This is a genomic window from Streptomyces sp. NPDC046876, from assembly GCF_040645035.1.
In the GTDB taxonomy this organism is placed as follows: domain Bacteria; phylum Actinomycetota; class Actinomycetes; order Streptomycetales; family Streptomycetaceae; genus Streptomyces.
In genome coordinates this window covers 17,865-35,734 of sequence record NZ_JBEYXK010000074.1, presented here as the reverse complement: position 1 = coordinate 35,734, position 17,870 = coordinate 17,865, and the positions used below count along the sequence as shown (strand labels likewise).

Here is a 17,870-nt window from a genome sequence, read left to right as displayed (position 1 = left end):
CGACACCCCGGCCCGACCGGCACGGCCGGTCACAGCACCAGCAGGGACTGCTCACCGGAGTCCGCCAGGCATCCCCACCGGGTTGCCACAGACCCCACACCCCTTCCGCTCTTCACCACCGAGGTCCGAGGAGACCCATGGCCGACACCGTCAACTCACTGGCCGTCCGTGTTCACGAACTGCTGGTGGCGTTCCTGACCCATGGTTCCGCCGCGGTGGGCAGCGCGGGCCTCCAGGACGTCGTCGCGCGCGCCAGGGCGCTCGGCCCCGACGGCACGTGGCTGGTCGCCGCGGGCCATGCGAGCCTCGCCGGCCTGGCCATCGCACGCGGGCAGGCGGACCAGGTCGTCTTCCACCTCGACGCCGCGGTCGCGGCCGGCTTCAACGACTGCGTGGCGCTCCACAGCGCCCCCGTACGCCCGCTGCACGCCGATCCCCGCTTCCGGGCCCTGTACCAGCGGATGCGCATCACCGCGGCCGACCTCGACGAGTTCCTCTGGCTGCACCGGGAAATGCAGATCATGGCGCAGGAGGCCCAGACGGCGCGCGTCGACAACATCGGCCGCCTCGACACCGGGGTGTCGCTGCTGCCGCAGGCCCCCATGCCGACCCGCGAACCGAACACCCCCGGCGTCCTGATCACCCGCATCGATCTCGCCGCGACCCAGACCGCACTCCAACGGGCCGCCCTGAAAGCGGAATTCCAGCGCAGCTCCGGCAACACCAGCCTCAGCCTCATCGACGACCCGTGGGACCAGACCCGCGCCCTGCGCGACGCCTGGCACGCCGACGAGCTGGAATCCCGGCGCCGGCGGGCCGCCGAGGCCCGGGCCTTCGTCGAACGCCCCGGCGCCGACACCACCCTCGTCCCCTGCCCGCCGCTGGGGTCGATCTCCTACCCGGGCCGATGAGGGCCGGACCGGCCGATCACCCGACCGCCCGGCAGGGTGGACAAGTAGTCCGGCAGGGTGCGGTGCGGGGTCCAGCCCTGGGAGCGGGACCGGGTGAGGTCCAGGACCACCGGGTGCGCCAGCTGGTCCACCGCATAGCGGCTCAGGACCGGCTCGCCGCCCCCGGACAGCAGCTCCGCCGCACGGGCCGCCATCCGGGCCGCCCCGAGCGGGAGGTGGCGGATCCGGGCCCGGACGCCATGGGCCCGCAGCACCCACCGTACGGCCGCGTCCCGCCCGTACGGCTCCGCGTCGGCCACGTTGTACGCCCCCGGCTCCCACCCGGCCGCGGCGAGCGCGGCCCCGGCCAGGTTCTCCACCGCCGTCAGGCTCAGCGGCACGTCCGGGCCCGGCAGGAACAGCGTCCCGGCCCGCACCCGGGACAGGATCCGCGGCAGCAGCGTGGTGTCGCCCGGCCCGTACACGGCCCGCGGCCGCAGCACCACCGCCCCGGCGGCCAGGGCGAGGGCCTCGCCCGCCGCCTTGGTACGGCCGTACGCGTTCAGGTGGCCGGCCCGCGGATGGTCCTCGCGGACCAGGCTGCGGTCCCGCCGCGGGTCGTACACGCTCGCACTGCTCACCCACACCACCGGCCGGCCCGCGGCGGCCTCCAACAGCCGCTCGGTGCCCGCCACATTGACCGCGTACATCTCGGCCTCGCCCGGCGAACCGGGCGCCGGATCGCCGACCGCCGCCGCGCAGTGCACCACCAGGTCCGCCCCGGCGAGGTCCGGCAGCGCGCGGGCGGCGTCCCAGTGCCGGTGCTCCCCGACGGGCCCGGGCCGGCGCCCCACGCACACCACGTCCGCGCCGGCCGCCGCCGCGGCCCGCGCCACGTGCCCGCCGCAGAATCCGGCGGCTCCCGTCACCGCGATCCGCGTCATGACGCCGCCCGTACGGTCAGGACCCGCCAGCCGGGCAGCGCCGCCCGCCGGTCCACCCGGGCGCGGACCACCCGCGGCCGGTACGGGGCCAGCGCCGCCAGTACGTCGGCCAGCTGGGCCCGGGCGAGTCGCGCACCGGGACACGCGTGGGGGCCGGCGCCGAAGACCAGCCGGGCGTCGGCGGCCACGGCCGGGTCGAGCGCGTCGGGGTCCCGCCGGTGCGCCCCGGCGGCATGCCGGGCGACGAGCAGCAGCCGGTCGCCGGCCCGAACCGGGCAGCCACCGACCCGCCCGTCGGCGGCGGCCACCCGCGGCAGCACCGGCGAGGCCGCGGTGACCCGCAGCAACTCGTCGACCAGCCGCGGCAGCACCCGAGGGTCCGCGGCCTGCCCCCACCACCCGGCGTCGGCACACCACGCCGCGGCGCGCGGCACCGCGGCCACGCTGGTGTTGACGGCAGCCACCGCCACCATGGCGGCCAGAGCACCGTCCCACCCCTGCCCCTCGGCCGCCCGCGCAGCCGCGCCGCCGCTCCGGCCCGCGACCGGGCAGGCGTCGGGCGCCCCGACCCCGGTGGGGGACAGCAGCGCCCGCAGCGTGCGGGCCGTTTCGGCGGCCCTGGCGGCGGCGCCCGGGCGGGGCGGGCCCGGGAGGTGGGAGCGGATCGAGGCCGAGGCGGCCTCGGCGCAGGCGCGGGCCACCTCCGCCGGGTCGGCGGGGGAGTCCAGCAGGGCGCAGACCACCGTCCCGGACAGCTCCCGGGCCAGGGCCGCGAGGTCCACCTCGCCGCCGTGGGCCAGCGGAGCCAGCCGGCGCTCCAGCAACGGCCGCCACAGCGTCCGCAGTTCCTCCACCCCGGCCGCGCCCAGCCCCCCGGCGAGGCCGCGCCGGTCGGCCCGGTGGCCGCTGCCCTCCTGGTCGAACAGGACCCCGCCGCCCGGGGCGCCCGCCCCGGCCAGGGCCTCGCGCGCCGCGCCGCCGGTGGTGCCGGCCGCCGTACGGTCCAGCGGCAGGCGGGTCAGCGCCTCGCGGTAGGCGCCCGCGTCGTGGACCAGCACCGTCCGCCCGAGCCGGCGCACCCCGCGCCCGCGCGTGGCGGCGAGCAGCGCGAACAGCACCGGGTGGCTGCGCAGGTACACCCGCCGATCGCGACGCCGCGCCGCGGCCGCCCCGGGCCCGGCCGCCCTCATCGCCGGGCCCGCAGCCGCGCGGCCGCCAGGGCCGACGCCGCCGCCCGGTCCGGTTTGCGCGAGCGCCCCGCCAGCGGGACCTCCGCGAACAGGACGGCGTCGGGCCGCGCCGACCCCATCCGCCGCAGGGGCCCGGCCAGGGCGGCACGCAGCTGCGCCACTGCCGCCCCGCGGCGCGGCTGGACCACGGCCACGAGGCGTTCGTCGCCCGGGGTCCCGCACGCCCCGCCGGCGCTCCCGTCCGCCGGGACGCCGACCAGCACGGCCAGTTCCACGCCCGGCACGTGCAGCGCGGGCTCGTACAGGCCCGGGTAGATGTTCTCCGCCCGGCGCAGCACCATGTCCTTCGTTCTTCCCTCCAGCACGATGCGGCCGCGGCCGTCCAGCCGGGCGCGGTCTCCCGTGCGCACCCAAGGGTCGGGCTCCTCGCCCAGGTAGCGGTGCCGCGCCGCCGGCCCCGCCAGCAGCAGCTGCCCGTCCCCGTCCGCTTTAGCGGTCACGCCTGGCAGCGGGGCCCCGACGAGGTCGCCGCCGCGGCCCCCGTCGTGGCCCCCGTCGTCGTACGCGGCCTTCTCGGCAGCCTCGACGGCCGCCGCCGGGAACAGCTCGGTCAGCGCGTACACGCCCCACGCCTGCCCGGCGCCCGCCTCCCGTACGCGGCCCAGCAGCTCCGCGGAGGCCGGCGCCGAGCCGGTCCACACCCGCCCGTGGAAGCGGGCGCCGGCGCCCAGCGCGTCCCGCAGCTGCGGCGGGGTCAGGTAGGTGTCCGCGGGCCGCAGCCGGTCCAGCTGCCGGGCCAGGACGCCCGGGGAGCGGGCCGGCAGGGCGACCGGGGCGCCGCGCGTGAGGGCGGGCACCAGCACGAAGAAGGTCCCGCCGAGCACCGGCGCCGTAGCCGCGGCTGCCGGCGCCCCGCCACCCGTGAACAGCGCCCGCACCGTGTCCATCCCGGCGGCCAGGCTCGCCCGGGTGTGCACCACCGCCCGCGGCTTCGACGTGGTCCCCGAGGTGAACACGATCACCGCATCGGCATCGGGGTCGGGGTCCGGCCCCGTCCCCGGCCCGGGTACGCCGGCCCGCCGCGCCCCGAGGTCCAGCGCGGGCGCGCACCCCGGCAGCCGCGGCCCGACGGTGGCCACCGGGGCGCCCAGCCCGGCCAGGTCGGGCAGTTCGAGCCGGGCCCGGCGGGCCAGCGGCCGGGCCCACCCCGCGACCGCCTGGGCGGCCGCGTCGGCCAGCACCAGCGAGGGCCGGGCCAGCGCCAGCCGGGCGCGCAGCACGTCGGGCCCGGCGCCGGGATCGAGGACGGCCCCGCGCAGCCCGAGCCGCCACAGGGCGAGCAGCACGGCCAGGGCCCGCGGCCCGGGCCGTACGGCGACGCCGACGGTGTCGCCGGGCCGCAGCCCCCGCGCGTGCAGGGCAGCAGCGAACGCGTCGGCGAGGTCGGCGAGTTCGCCGCGGCGCACCCGCACCCGCGGTGCGCCGCTGCGGCCCGAGGTCAGTACGGCGGGCCGCTCGGGGCGGACGGTGCGCAGGGCGTGGTCGAGTCGGTCGAGCATCAGCGGGGGTCCGTTCCGTGGCGGCCGCTGCCCCGGTCGAGGTACCAGCGGGCGGTGCCGGCGATCCCGTACGCGCGCAGCCGGCGGGTGGAGTTCTCCACGACCATGCCCCGGCAGCGGCTGATCCGGTCGGTGTGGCGGCGTACGGCGTTGAGGAAGAGCCGGTCGGTGGGCGAGGGCCGCCGCGGCATGCCGCCGACGGCCAGGTACAGCTCGGCGGTGATCGCCATGTTGTTCCCCGCGTGCATGCGGTACGGGGCGCGGAAGCCGTGGCGGCGGGCGTGCTGCGGCCGCAGCCGCCCGAACAGGGCGGCGAGGGCGACGAGCACGGCGAAGCCGGCCCGCCCGAGCAGCCCGTGCTCGTCGCGCCGGGCGGTGACCCGCCCGCACACCAGCCCGGGGCGGGCCGTGAGCGCCGCGCGGGCCGCGCCCGTCCAGCCGGGCCGGGGCAGGCAGTCGGCGTCGGTCCGGGCGAGCAGGGCGGCGCCGCGGCCGATGGCGTACCGGAAGCCGGTGTCCACGGCGGAGCCGACGCCCTTCTCCGGCTCCTCGACGACGTGCACGGGGAACGGCGCCGACGCCGCGAACTCCCGTGCCGTGCGGGCGGTTCCGTCGGTGGAGGCGTTGTCGACGACCAGCAGCGTGAAGTCCCGGTCCCGCTGCGCGGCGAGCGCCCGCAGCGTCTGCGACAGCCGGGCCTCCTCCTGGTGGGCGGGCACCACCACCCACAGCGCACGCCCCGCGCCCGGGGCCGGCCCGGACCCGCTCACGACTTCTCCCAGACCATCGTCATGACGCTGATCCCGCCGCCGAGCCCCACGCACAACACCCGGTCACCGGAGTCGAGTTCCTCGAAGACCCGGTCGAGCTGCACGCCGATGCTCGCACTGGCGACATTGCCGAGCTCGGGCACGGTGACCACGAGCTTCCCGGCCGGCACCCCCGTCAGCTCCGCGAACCGCTCCAGGTACGGCACCGTCACCTGGTGCACCAGCACCCGGGCGAAGCCGTCCCAGTCCAGGCCGGTGCGGTGCAGGGTCCGGTCGATGACGGCGGTGCCCATCTTCTCGAACACGCCGCGCAGTTCGTGTCCGTCACCGCGGAAGTAGGTGTACGCGTCCCCGCGCGGGTGGCGCGAGCCGCCGCCCGGGATCCCGCCGACCTCCCAGTGTTCGGAGTGCGTCTCGGTGTCCACGTCCAGGATGCCGCCGCGCTCCACCGCCTCCACCACCACCGCCGCGCCGGCGTCGCCGAAGGTGTACCCGGCGAAGCCGCTGCGCAGCTCGGCCGGGCCGGCCGGCTCGTACTGCACGGCCCGGCTGGGGGTCTCCCCGGTGACGACCAGGGCCCGCCGGGCTCGCCCGGCCAGGATCATCGCCCGGGCGAGGTCGATGCCGTTGACGAAGCTGTTGCAGGCGTTGGTGACGTCGAGGGCGTGGGCCCGCGTACCGAGCTCGGCCTGCACGATGTGGGCGGTGGCCGGCTCGACCATGTCGCGCGACGCGGACGCGAACAGCAGCAGGTCGACGTCCGGGGCGGTGAGCCCGGCGGCCGCGAGGGCCCGGCGGGCCGCGGCGGCGGCGAGGGTGGACGCGTAGACGCCGTCGGGGGCGACACGGCGGGAGCGGATGCCGGTGGCCTGGGCCAGGAGCCGCGGGGGCAGCGCGAGTCCGCTGCGCCGGGACACCTCCTGCTGCAGCGCCTCCGAGGAGACGGCCTCTTCCGGCAGCACGCTGCCGACGGCGGTTATCCCGGCGCGGGGCGCGGGCCCGCGCGGTGAATCGGACGACGACTGAAGGAACATGCCCCCACCCTGGCAAGCCGGCCCTGCCCGAACCTGAGTACGCATGCTCAATCGACCACCCCCGACGGCCCATCCCGCCTGAGTACCAGGCCGCCTCGACCAGGCCGCCGGAGGCGACGACACAGTCCCGCTCTCCGAGGGCTGGCACCCCCGCTTTCGAAGCAGGGTGGGCCACTTCACCCCCGCCGGCATTTGAGGCGCGGGGTCTGGGGCGGAGTCCCGGCAACCCAGCCGCCACCATCGAAGCCGAGGGGCGCCAAACGCCGGCGGGGCTGGAAAAGCCCAGGTGCCGGCGGGGCTGGAAATGTCCAGGCGGCGGTGGGGCCGGGATCGGGGGTAACGGCCGGACAGGCAGGGGAGGTTTCCGTAGGGTGTGGGGCAGACCACAGGGGGAGGGGCCATGCCGCCACCACAGCGCCGGTTACCGCAGCTGGCGCAATACCGCACCGATGCCGTCACCCGCCGCCTGTGCGCCGGCACCCACCTCTACGAGGACTTCGCCCGCGACGTGGACGTCGAGCTCACCGCGGACCGGCTCAACGCCATGGGCCTCACCCTCGGCATCGACCTGGTCGCACTGGCCCGCCACGCCCGCTCCGCGGTCCGCCGGATCGACGTGCGGGACCGCCGCCTGGCCGGCATCTGCGCCGTAGGCGTCTGGGCCGCGGTGCCGACCCTGCTCTACGCGCTGCTCCAGGACCTGCCGGAGCTCGCCGAGACGGCCGCCGCGGCCCTCGTCCTCGCGTACCTCAGCGCCTGGTGGCTGGTCTACCGGGCCCACGGCCAGGCCCGCGCCGCCGCCCTCGCCGTCGAGCACGGCGCCGAGCGCCCCGCCGACCTCGCGCCCCCGGTGGAGCCGCAGGCGGAGCAGCGGCTGATCGCCCAGAAGAAGACCAACGTCATCCCGTACACGGCGAACGCCGAGCGCACCAACCCCTTCGTCGGCAGCGGCTGGGAGCTGCGGGAGATGGTCTGGCAGCCCATCGACATCAGCCGGCCCGCCGACGACCCGTCCGGCGGAGGCAAACTGACCGTCAAGCCCTTCGACGTGGTCGACCTGCACGGTTTCGTCGCCCGCGAGATGGAGAACATCGCCGGCCTGAAGGGCCTGCGCGTCCGCAACCGGCTGTACGTGATCGGCAACCACGTCCCGTACGTGGGCCCCGACCTCATGCCCGACCGGCTGCACATGCCCCGTACCCAGATCCCCAAGCAGCTCGTGCAGGCGGGCCTGGTCCAGCCCGGCGCGGGCATGCGGACCTACCTCAGCCTCGAGCGGGCCGGTGAGGGCGGCCGGGCCATCGTCTCCATGCACCTGCGGGCCCGGCTCCAGTACCCCAGCCTCACCTGGGAGGTGGCCGCGTACGGCATCCCGCCGCTCGAGCCCCGGTTCGACGCCGTGACCGAGCTGCGGATCGACGGGTTCGGGCGCTGGTGGGACCTGTTCTCCCACGCGACGGCCCATGCGCTGCCCCTGCTGCTCGGCGCCGCCTCGCGGCTCTCGCGCCGGGCCTGGGAACGCGGGCGCCGCGCCCGCGCCCTGGAGAAGCTGCGCCGCGAGATCGACAAGAGGCACCTGCTGTACGACTACGGGGCCGTCGACAGCATCCGCGAGCGGGTCGCCGACTGGAAGCAGTCGGGCTACAGCGAGCGCACCGATGCGCAGGACTTCCTGCAGCGGCTCCAGCAGGGCGTGCTGATAGCGACCGAGCGGTTCCTGAAGGACCACAACGTCGACACCAGCTCCTTCGACGCGGCGCAGCAGGTCATCAACACCCACACCTACAACTTCCAGAACGTCAACGGCCCCACCAACATCGGCCCCAACGGCGTCATCAACCAGCACGGCGCCGGGCCCGGTGCGGGCCGGCCCGGTGCGGGGGCGGCGCAGCCCGGTCCGGGCGCGGCCAAGCCCTGACCCCATGAGGAGGAGCAGATGAGCGGCACCTACAACTTCAACGGCAGCATCAACGGCCCCACCAACATCGGCGAGAACAACGTCATCAACATCGGGCAGCAGGACACCGCCGCCCAGACCCTGCAGCTGGCCACCCGGCTCGTGGGGTGGCTCCGCGAACAGGACACCGCCACCCCCACCCAGATCCATGCGGCGGAGGTGCTGCGCGGCGAACTGGACCGGGCCGCGCAGGAGCGGCGCGCGGCGGAACCGGGGCTGATCCAGCGGTCGTTGCAGACGATCACCCTGGGCCTGGGCGCCGGCACCACCGGGCTGACCCTGGCCCAGGAGCTCGGCCGCATGCTGACCGGCTGACGAGCCGGTCAGTCCGCTGAAACCCGCCGCCCGGCTACTTCGCCCGTACGACCGCCCGGGCGCCGCCGAAGTCCAGCTCCAGGCCCGAGCGCAGCGGGACCGTCTGGCCCGGGTCGATCCGCTGGGTGGTGCCGTCCGCCCGGGTCCCCGTCCAGGCGGCGGCCGAGCGGTTGGCCAGCCCGAACCGGCCCGGCTTCTGCGGGTGCTCCTCGAGCTGCGCGACCAGCGTCCCGTCGCCGTAGTCGTGCCGGGCCGGCTCCGGCGCCAGGTGGTGCGCCTGTACCCGCGAGGACCGGTGCAGCAGGATGTGGTGCTCGGTACGCGGCGGCGGTGTGGTCAGTACCAGCCGCGGCGGGAGCACCAGCGTGCTGCCGCAGCCCCAGCAGGTGCCGGGGACGGCGGCCCGCGGCTCGGTCATGTTCTGCCGGCCGCAGTGCGCGCACTCCACGACCGCGTCCAGCACCGCCCGCAGGGTGTCCCGCCACTCCGACTCGCGCACCCGGGCCGCCGGATGGTGCAGGCCGGTCGTGAAGTTCCGCGTGAACAGGGCCCGCAGGGAGTCCGGCGCCGCCGCCCACGTGGCCAGTACGGTCGGCTGCTCGGCCGGGTCGGGCTCGTTGGAGCGGTCCTGCGGGTCGAAGACGAACAGCGGCTGCTTCCCGTACAGCTTGCGCTCGGCGGCCTCGTCCAGACAGTGGATGGCGAGCTCCCGCCTCCCCTTGAGCGGGTGGTGGTTCATCAGCAGCATGAACAGCAGCACCGACAGGGAGTGCAGGTCGCTCTGCGTACCGGGGGAGACCCCGGGGTCGCCGCGCACCAGCTCGGGCGCCATGAACTCCATGGTCCCCGAGATGCCGGAGCTGTCGCCCTCCACCACGGCGTTGTCGTTGTCGCAGACCAGTACGTCGCCGGTGGCCGGGTCGAAGAAGATGTTGCCCCAGGAGATGTCGCGGTACGCGATCCCCCGCGAGTGCAGCGCCTGGTACGCCTCCACCGTGTACAGGCAGGCCTTGAGCAGGGCCCGCTGCGAGGTGCGCAGCTGGCGGCGGAACAGCAGCGGCAGGCCCTTGAACCGGTCCGGCCGGATGTCCATCAGGTAGCCGAAGCCGCCGCGGGCGTCGGCCACGAAGTCCAGGGGCCACAGGAAGCGGTCGTCGTCGAAGCCGCGGCCCACCAGCTGGCGCACGATGTCCTCCTGTGCGGGCGTCGCACAGGCCGGGTAGTACCACTTCAGGGCCTGGTCCCCGGCCGGGGTCCGCACCCGGTAGACCTCGCCCTGGCCGCCCGCGCCGAGCAGGTCGAAGACCTCGACGGCAAGGCCGCCGTCGGTGGTCAGCCGGGTACCGCTGTCGAGCATGCCGCTCATCGTCCACTCCCGTACGGGTCTGTCGGTGTCATGTCTTCGCGGCCGTTGCCGCCGTTGCCGCTGCCGTGTTCCAGGCGGCCGCCAGCGTCGTGTCGTCGCCCGAGTGCTGCGAGGCCTTGGCCAGCCATTCCGGCAGGACGGCCCGGACCGTGTCCGCGCCGTCCCCCGTCAGCCGGGCGTCCATCCCGGCCATGAACTGCAGGAACCCGCGGTCCGAGGCGAAGCTCTTGGACAGCCCGTCCGTGGAGAGGGCGACCAGGCGGGGCGCCCGGGAGGGCGCCGTCACCGGCGCCCAGTGCGTCCGTACGCGCAGCCAGGCCTCGGGGGTGCACAGCGATTCGGTCTCGTCGCCCAGGTCCGCCTCGGCGGGTGCGAGGGGCGCGGTCACCGTGCCGGTGTCGGTGATCACCGTCAGCTCGCCGTCGCCGAGCTGCCAGGCCGCGAACAGCCGGGGGGTGAGCACGGCGCCGACGAGCGTGCTCCCGTACAGCAGGAGCTTGTCGTTCTCCGAGGTATGCGGCTCCTCGTGGGAGCTGGTGCGCGCCCAGTGGCGCAGCACCTTCTCCCGCCAGGAGCTGACCAGTTGGCGGGGGAAGGCGTGCTCGGCGTAGTGCATCAGCCAGGCCAGGCTCGGCGGCCGCCCGTCCCCGCGCGGCTGGGCGAGCTGCCCGAACCGGCGGGCCTCGTCGACGAAGAGGTCCACCGCGTACCGGGAGCCCAGGTGGCTGCGGGCGTGCACGGCCGAGCCGTGGCCGTCGGCGACCGCCATGATCAGCGGCTCCTCTGCCGTGCCGCGCCCCACCACCTCGCAGTAGTCCTGGTTGCGGGTCTTGTTCACCCCCTGGATGCTCTCCCGGAACGTCTCCCACTCCGGCGGGACCGGGGGCTCTTGCGGTACCGGGGGTTCGGGTGGCCCGGGCGGCCCGGGCGGCCCGGGTGGCTCAGGTGGTTCCGGTGACACGGGGCCGCTCACCACACGTCGTCATCGTCGTCGTCCAGCACCGGCGGCGCGTACGGCGGCTGCTTGGCCAGTGGGTCACCGCTCCCCGCCACCGGCTGGGAGGCCGCCTTGACCGCCGCCGTCGACGCCCAGCGGATCGCCGCCGCGAGCTGCTTGGGGCTGTTGGCGTCGAGCGGCTGGAGCTCCGGATTGCCGAGGAACTCCTGCAGGACGGTGCGGTCGGCGTCCGCCCCGATCGCGATCGCCACCCGGACCGCCTTGCGCCCCCACGGGGTCGCGTCGACCGCCCGCAGCCCCGCCTTCCAGTCGTCCGTCGGGACCCCGTCGGACACCAGCGCCAGCACCGGCTTCAGCGCGCGCTGCGGCATCGGCGGGGTGTCCAGCTCCCGCGCCACGAGGGCCAGGGCCTCGCCCAGGTTGGTCGTGCCGTCCACCTGGACGTCCTGCCAGGTGAAGTTCTCCACCGGCACCGGGTCCTGGTGGTGCCAGCGCGCCGTCGTGGAGAAGGTGAGGGTGCGCAGGAGCAGCTGGGCCGCCGGATTGTCCTGCGCCACCGAGCGCATCTCCGGGACGGCCTCTCTGATCGCATAGTTGAGCTGGCCGATCTTCTCGCCCTGCATCGAGTACGAGCAGTCGAGCAGCCAGATGAAGTGGACCGGACGGTTCGCCATCGGCCCGCCGGGGATGTCACTCACTGCCGTTCTCCTTCAACTCCCGAGCCACTGCGGCACGTACCGCACCAGCGCCGCCAGCGCGGCGGCCGCCGTCATCACGACCGCCGTCACGAGCAGGCCCAGCATCAGCCGCCGGCCGCGCACGATCTGCGGTGTCACCATGGGGTGTTGCTCCTTCCGAAGACCCTAGCCATGGGGGCCGCCCCCCGTCACAGGCTTGATCGATCCGGTGCCGTACGACCGCCCGCAGCACCGCCCGGACCGCCCGGACGGCCGTCCTGGCCGCCCGACCCGTCCGTCCCGACCGCCCCTGCGGCGCTCCGGGGTCCGCGCGGGCGGGGCAGCCGCGGCAGGCGCTGCCCGCCCGGCCCCGCGGCCCGCGGGCCGACCCGCAGCCCCGTCCGCGACAGCAGCCACAGCACCGGCTCCGCCGCCCGCCGCTGCTCGGACTCCAGCGCGCCCGCGCCCGTCGCGGCCCGCGCGCTGACCGCCCAGTAGCGGGCCTCCGCGAAGTCGTGGCCGAGGGAGCGCACCAGCTCCCCGAGGCCGATGTCGGCCAGCCAGGCGTCGACCGGCCGGTCGCCGGGCCGCGGCAGCGAGTCCAACCGGTCCAGTACGTCCCGCTTGGTCACCACGGCCGCCACCCCCAGCCGCCGGCGCCGGCCGCCCAGGCCCTGCAGCTCCCCGGTGAAGCCGGCGTACGTCTCCACCGGCCCGAGGTCGGCGGGCCGGGCGGCGACCGCCAGCCGGCCGTCGCCGTCGCGCAGGGCACGGCGGACCACGGGCGAGGCCAGCACGTCGGCGACGAGCAGGACCCCGTCCGCATGCGCCAGGTACTCCTGGCGGCGGGTGGTGTCCGCGTCGCGCAGGGACTCGCCCATCGGGTCGTACAGGTACAGCAGCCGCTGCCTGCGCAGCCTCCCGCGGCCCCGCCCCACCAGCAGCATCAGCGCCCGGGGCTGCCCGCCCTGCGTCTTCAGCGCCCAGCCGGCGGTATCCACCTGGCGGCCCAGCGTGGTGGCGTCGCGGTGGTCGGCGGCCGAGGCGAACTCCACGGTGAGCGCCGACTCGCGCGACCAGGCCGCCAGGCCGTCGAGCAGGGCCGCCAGCAGCATCGTCTTGCCGGCGGAGGTGCCGCCGATCAGCGGCAGGTGCACCACCCGCGTGGTGCCCACGGCCGCCGGCAGCCCCTGGCCGCAGTGCGGGCACAGGGCGGCCAGCTTGCGCCGCCCGGCCAGGGCCGTGGTCGGCAGGGCCCGCCCGCAGCGGCAGACGTGCCGCAGCGCGCCGTACCGGCCGGGCCGCAGCTCGCGGTGGCCGGCGCCGCAGCCCGGGCAGACGTGCACCGCCAGCGGGAACGGCCGGTAGCAGCCGGGGTACGGGCACTTCATCCGGATGCCCCGCACCCCCTTCCACAGCAGGTCCGCGGCCCGCCCGCCGAGCAGCCCGGCCAGCGCGACGAGGAACACCAGCGCCAGCTGTGCGGCGAACGCGACCGCGACGCCGAGCAGCAGCGCGGAGGAAAGCAGCGCCGACAGCACCGCGGCCACCGCCGTCCCCGGGGCGATCAGCCGCAGCACCAGGCGGCTGATGACGTGGTCGGCCTCCTCCCCGGTGAAACCGCTGCGCCCGCGCAGCAGGCGGCCGCGCACCAGCTCGCCGAGCCAGTGCCGCAGGAGCTGGTCCCACACGGTCAGCGCGGCCGCCTCCGCCGCGGCCAGGGCGTCCACCCACATCTGCCGGGCCCAGTAGGCGGGCCGGGCGGGCTCACCGCCGGGAGGGGAGGGGGCGATCAGCGGATCCGGGGTCCCCGGGGTCCGCGGCCCGAACCCGGTGGCGGACGCCTGCAGGGCGAGCCCCAGGAACCGCCACAGCCCGTACGCCAGGCACACCGCGACCCCGACGGCCGCGGTGAAGCCCGCCAGCACCAGGAGCACGGTCCGGTAGTCGGCGCTCACCTCGGCCACCCCTCCCGCCCGTCGGCGCCGCCGCCCTCGAAGCCGGGGGTTCCGGTACCGGGGCTTCCGGTACCGGGGGGCGCCGCCGGGGCCTCGGGCGCCGTCAGGGGGCCGGCGGGGCTGCTGCGCGGCGGCGGCGGGGGCGCGGGCGCGGCCGGCTTGGCGCGGCGGGGCGCGGCGAAGCGGTCGCGGAGGCGGCCGAACGCGCCCTGGGGCCGCTGCCAGGCGCGGAACTCCTGCGCCCAGCGGCCGCCGAGCCGGTCCAGGGCCTCTTCCACCGCCGTGAGATCGGCCGGCGGCAGGCCCCGTACGACCGGCCGCAGCACCCCGTCCAGCAGGTCCGCGCGAGCCTCCTGCCAGACCGGGCCCGCCTGCGGCTGCTGGGACCAGGTGGCGAAGCACTCGGCGGTGTAACGGGCGTTGAACCGGAGCCGGTCCACGACCCGAGGCTCCCGCGCCGCCCGCCGGTACGCGGCCAGCAGCGCGGCGTCGTTGCTCTCGATCAGCGCCCGCAGCTCGCTCTCCGGCCGCTCCTGCGCCAGCAGCCGCGCCCCCACCGCCGCGAAGGCGTGCTCCCGGGCGGCGGGCACCGGGTCCAGCGTCGCCAGGTCCAGGGCCTGGCGGACCCAGCCCGGGCCCGCCACGCCCGCCCGCAGGTTCCCGGCCAGCTCCAGCATCAGCAGCGACGGCCGCAGCCCGGCGGGCAGTTCGGCAGCGAAGTGCCGCAGCAGCTCGGGGGCCAGGTCCTCCGCGGCCCGGTCGTCGGCGGGGGAGTCCACCGCCGCCCGTACGAGCAGCTCCCAGGTGCCGGCCTCGCGGTGCGGCGCGGGTCCCGTCGTACTGAGCACCAGCCAGGCTTCGGCCGCGGCCGGCGGCTCCCCGCCCCACACGAGCCGCATCGCGGTCCGCAGCACCAGCGGATCCGCCTCCAGCGGTACGCCGGCCACGGCGACGAGCCCGGTCAGCGCCCGCACCCGGTCCCCGCCGGACGCCGGCGGCTGCGCGCACATCCGCAGATGCGGCAGCACCGCGGCCCCGCCCGGCCGCAACCGGGTGAGGGCGAACACCCGGGCCGCGGCCGCCGGATCCCCGACAGCGAGCCGGTCCAACCGCTCGAACACCAACTCCCGCAGCCCTGCCGGCCCTGCCTGCGCCCCTGCCGCCGCCGACTCAGTCGGCCCGGCCCGGCCCCATGCCCCCGCCGACTCCGCCTGCGGCCCGACCCGGCCGACCAAGCCGGCCTGTGCGGCCTGCGCCGCCTGGTCCCGTGGCCCGGCCTGGCTCGGCTGCCCCGCCGATCCCGCCTGATACCAGAGCTGCTCCGTCGGCTCCGCCTGGTTCGCCGGCCGCGTGCGTACCGCTTGCTCCCACGGCCCCGCGTCCCGCGCCGGTCCCGCCTGGTCCCACGGCCCCGCCCGGCCGGCCTGCTGCCCGGGCACCGGTTGTTCCGGGGCTGCAGCCAGGGCCTCGCGGACCGCGCCCGTGTACGCCGCCTCCGGGTCGGCGAGCAGGGCCGCGGCCAGGTGGCGGGCCAGGTCCGGCAGGAGGTCCGTGGTGGCCACTCCCAGCTCCGCGGCGACCTGCAGGAGGCCGACCCGCTCCGCCGGGTCCCGCCCCGGGTCGGTGAGCGCCGCCCGTAGCTCCGGGCCGAGTTCCGCGGCGAGCCGGAGCCGGGCCGCCTCGCCCAGCAGCCCGGCCGGCGGGGCGGTGCCGCCGTGCCGTACCGCCCAGGCCAGGGCCAGCGCGGCCAGCGGCTCGCTCACCGCCGCGGGGACCCGCCCGGCCAGCGCCGCCAGCAGCCGCGCGCACGCGGCGGCCTCCTGCGGCCCCCGGTCCGCGGCCGGGCCGCCCAGCGCCGCGGCCAGCGCGTGCAGTCGTACGCCGTCCAGCGAGTCCGGATGCCCGGCGGCCCAGTCGGCGGCCGCGGTCCGGCCCGCCGAGTCCAGGCCGACGCCGGCGGCGAGCGCGAGCGCGGCCAGCGGCCCGGCCTCGTACGCCGCGGCGGACAGCCGGCGGACCTCCGCGAACAACTCCTCCCGCTGCGCCAGCCAGACCAGCGCGGCCGTGCGCGCCCAGGCGTCCGCGGCCGGAGCGGGGGCCGCGGCCCGGGCGGCGTCGTACACCCGGTAGCGGTGCTCCTGCCCGGCCAGGGCGAGCCCGTCCTCCGGCACCACGCCGACGATCTGCTGCCGGGCCAGCTGGGGGCGCCGGGTGTACGTGGTGAAGGTGAGCCACTGGCCCCGCCGGTGCGGCAGCACACTGCACGCCAGCAGGATCCAGCGGGCCACCGCCCCGCTGTCGGACTCCACGAGCACGATCTGCGGGGCCGCGGCGTCCTCGCCGAGCCGCCGCACATCGGCGAAGAACCCCGCCAGCCACGGCCCCCGCGCGGCCACGAACTCCGCCAGCGCCGCCCGGTCGACGGGTCCCGGCGCCGGTACGGAGGCCAGCGGCGGCAGCGGCGTCCCGGGCGGCGGGCTCTCGGCGGCCCACTGCGGCGAGCCCCAGGCGGTGATCGGCAGCCGTCCCACGGCCGCGGGCCGGCCCGGCCCGTCCCCGTCCTGCGCCGCCCCGTCCCCGTCCTGCGCCGCCCCCTCCGCGCCGGGCAGGTGGACGGCGTGGGCGTGGAAGTTGCCCCACCGCCCGCTGTAGTCGGCGCCCGTGTACACCGCGCGGGCCAGCAGCCGGCTGCCGTCGGAGAGCACGCTCAGGCTCAGGGCCTCGGGGAACGCGCCCAATTGCGCAGGGTCCGGCCGCGGCGGCGCGTCCCGGGGCGGCTCGTACCCGATCAGCAGCTCGGCCTCGCGCAGCAGCGAGACCGGCACACCGGGGCTGACGGCCGTGAACCGGAAGCCCGACCCGTCGGGGCCGGGCGGCGCGGAGGTGTAGTGCAGTTGCGCGAGGTTCACGCCTCTCCTCCCGGTGCGTACGCCGCGTCCGCCGACCCCGGTCCGGCGGGTCCGACCGGCCCGACCGGCCCGACGGGCCCGACCGGTCCGCCGAGCTGGCCCGGCCTGCCGGCGCCCGCGGTGCTGCGCGGCAGCAGTCCGCCGAGTCCGAGCAGCCACAGCAGCGGGTCCTCCACCCGCAGCGGCTGCGGCCCCGACTTGGGGGCGTCGGCCGGGGCGTGCGCGGGCGGCGGCGAGCCGAGCGCCGAGAGCCCGAACAGCGACAGCTGCGCGAAGTCGCGCTCCAGCTGCCGGAAGAGGGCCCCCGAGTCCCAGCCGTCGAGCAGCGCTCGCATCTCCTCGTGCACCGCCAGCCGGTCGTCGTCGTCCACGGCGCCGCCCGCGTGGCCGGCGTTGCGGCGCAGCGGGGAGTGCGGCCCGACCAGGGAGAACAGGGAGTCCGTCTTGGTCACGGCGACCGCGACCGGAGTGGTGACCCGCCCCCGCGAGCTGCCCCGTCCGCGGGCCCGCAGCTGCGCGGCCAGGTCGGCCGCGATCTGCTGCGGCGGGGTCTCCACGGTGGGCAGCGGCAGCCCGGCGTCCACCGGCAGCTGGTCCCGTACGGCCCGCATCTGCAGCGGGTCCACCAGCAGGATGATGCCGTCGGCGGCGGCCAGGTAGTGCGTGTAGCGGTCCATGGCCTCGCTGCTGCCGAGGTCCTCGCCGGCCGCGTCGAAGAACACCAGGGCGGTGTGCCGGCTGCCGTCCCCGCGCAGCCGGCGGCGCAGCGGCAGGCTCAGCCGGTACAGCAGCGGGTCGTTGAAGCCGAGCGCGGCCGGCCGGGTCGCCTCCGGCAGCCGCAGCCGGTCGTACAGGTCCTCGGCCATCTCGCGGTCGCGGCGCTGGCTCTCGCCGCCCATCGGGGTGATGGAGGCGCCGTACGCCCGGCCCACCCGGTTGCGCAGCTCGTTGATCAGCACCGACACGTAGGTGCTCTTGCCGGACGCCTTGGGCCCGAGCAGGGCGATGATGCGGGTGTCCTGGTCGCAGTAGTCGCTGGGGAAGTCGCTGTGGCAGCGCAGGCAGACCCGGACCGGACTGGACACCCCGCAGTGCGGGCAGTCCGCGCGCGACGCGCCGCCGCCGCCGATCCGGCCGGCCAGGCCGCGCGGGGCGGCGAAGACCGGGCCGCGCATGGTCAGTGCGGGCGGCACGCTGGGGCCCATGAACTCGGCCCAGACGCCGTCGAGTTCGGGGGTGCACGGCTTGCCGCCGCGGACGCCGGTCGCGGACATCTGGCAGCGGTACGGCAGCCGGGCGGCGGCCGAGCGGTCGAAGCAGTAGGGGCAGACGACGGAGGTCAT

Annotated in this window: 15 protein-coding genes; 3 read left to right on the top strand and 12 right to left on the bottom strand. The window is 76.9% G+C overall.

Annotated features, from left to right (window positions below):
- Positions 1–137: 137 nt before the first annotated feature.
- Positions 138–911, top strand: coding sequence for a hypothetical protein (locus ABZ924_RS28675; RefSeq protein WP_361915797.1), 774 nt, complete (start codon positions 138–140; stop codon positions 909–911).
- Here ABZ924_RS28675 and ABZ924_RS28670 read toward each other — a convergent pair.
- Genes ABZ924_RS28670 through ABZ924_RS28650 form a run of 5 tightly spaced genes read right to left on the bottom strand, consistent with a single transcriptional unit; the run spans position 896 to position 6,387 of the window.
- On the bottom strand, positions 896–1,834 hold the full coding sequence (locus tag ABZ924_RS28670) for an NAD(P)-dependent oxidoreductase (protein ID WP_361915794.1): 939 nt from the start codon (positions 1,832–1,834) through the stop codon (positions 896–898). The two genes, ABZ924_RS28675 and ABZ924_RS28670, sit on opposite strands and share 16 nt — an antisense overlap.
- A complete protein-coding gene (locus tag ABZ924_RS28665; protein ID WP_361915791.1) occupies positions 1,831–2,973 on the bottom strand; it encodes a cytochrome P450 in 1,143 nt (380 codons plus the stop codon). The genes ABZ924_RS28670 and ABZ924_RS28665 overlap by 4 nt, the downstream gene beginning before the upstream one ends.
- A 47-nt stretch (positions 2,974–3,020) precedes the next feature.
- Entirely contained in the window at positions 3,021–4,583 is a 1,563-nt protein-coding gene (locus ABZ924_RS28660) for a class I adenylate-forming enzyme family protein (RefSeq protein WP_361915788.1), read from the bottom strand.
- Entirely contained in the window at positions 4,583–5,353 is a 771-nt protein-coding gene (locus ABZ924_RS28655) for a glycosyltransferase family 2 protein (protein ID WP_361915785.1), read from the bottom strand. The genes ABZ924_RS28660 and ABZ924_RS28655 overlap by 1 nt, the downstream gene beginning before the upstream one ends.
- Entirely contained in the window at positions 5,350–6,387 is a 1,038-nt protein-coding gene (locus ABZ924_RS28650) for a 3-oxoacyl-[acyl-carrier-protein] synthase III C-terminal domain-containing protein (protein ID WP_361915782.1), read from the bottom strand. Before ABZ924_RS28650 ends, ABZ924_RS28655 begins: the two co-directional genes overlap by 4 nt.
- A 400-nt stretch (positions 6,388–6,787) precedes the next feature.
- Here ABZ924_RS28650 and ABZ924_RS28645 point away from each other — a divergent pair, with 400 nt between their 5' ends.
- Both ABZ924_RS28645 and ABZ924_RS28640 read left to right on the top strand, forming a co-directional pair.
- Positions 6,788–8,305: a hypothetical protein gene (locus tag ABZ924_RS28645; protein WP_361915779.1), complete on the top strand. Its 1,518-nt coding sequence runs from the start codon at positions 6,788–6,790 to the stop codon at positions 8,303–8,305.
- Between the two features lie 18 nt (positions 8,306–8,323).
- Positions 8,324–8,659, top strand: coding sequence for a hypothetical protein (locus ABZ924_RS28640; RefSeq protein WP_361915776.1), 336 nt, complete (start codon positions 8,324–8,326; stop codon positions 8,657–8,659).
- A gap of 34 nt (positions 8,660–8,693) precedes the next feature.
- On the opposite strand, the gene ABZ924_RS28635 is transcribed toward ABZ924_RS28640, so the two are convergent.
- From ABZ924_RS28635 to ABZ924_RS28605, 7 genes are all read right to left on the bottom strand, one after another.
- Positions 8,694–10,025 (bottom strand): protein kinase, encoded by a 1,332-nt coding sequence (locus ABZ924_RS28635; protein ID WP_361915773.1) that lies wholly within the window; start codon positions 10,023–10,025, stop codon positions 8,694–8,696.
- 28 nt (positions 10,026–10,053) lie between these two features.
- Positions 10,054–10,863 (bottom strand): protein phosphatase 2C domain-containing protein, encoded by an 810-nt coding sequence (locus tag ABZ924_RS28630; RefSeq protein ID WP_361915771.1) that lies wholly within the window; start codon positions 10,861–10,863, stop codon positions 10,054–10,056.
- Between the two features lie 131 nt (positions 10,864–10,994).
- Complete coding sequence (locus tag ABZ924_RS28625) at positions 10,995–11,657, bottom strand: VWA domain-containing protein (protein WP_361915800.1); 663 nt, start codon at positions 11,655–11,657, stop codon at positions 10,995–10,997.
- A 36-nt stretch (positions 11,658–11,693) separates the two neighbouring features.
- Complete coding sequence (locus ABZ924_RS28620; RefSeq protein WP_361915768.1) at positions 11,694–11,822, bottom strand: hypothetical protein; 129 nt, start codon at positions 11,820–11,822, stop codon at positions 11,694–11,696.
- A gap of 47 nt (positions 11,823–11,869) precedes the next feature.
- Complete coding sequence (locus ABZ924_RS28615) at positions 11,870–13,618, bottom strand: hypothetical protein (protein ID WP_361915765.1); 1,749 nt, start codon at positions 13,616–13,618, stop codon at positions 11,870–11,872.
- Positions 13,615–16,527 carry a GTPase-associated protein 1-related protein gene (locus ABZ924_RS28610; protein ID WP_361915762.1) on the bottom strand — a complete coding sequence of 971 codons (2,913 nt, stop codon included), beginning with the start codon at positions 16,525–16,527 and terminating at the stop codon, positions 13,615–13,617. The genes ABZ924_RS28615 and ABZ924_RS28610 overlap by 4 nt, the downstream gene beginning before the upstream one ends.
- Entirely contained in the window at positions 16,524–17,870 is a 1,347-nt protein-coding gene (locus tag ABZ924_RS28605) for a hypothetical protein (protein ID WP_361915759.1), read from the bottom strand. The genes ABZ924_RS28610 and ABZ924_RS28605 overlap by 4 nt, the downstream gene beginning before the upstream one ends.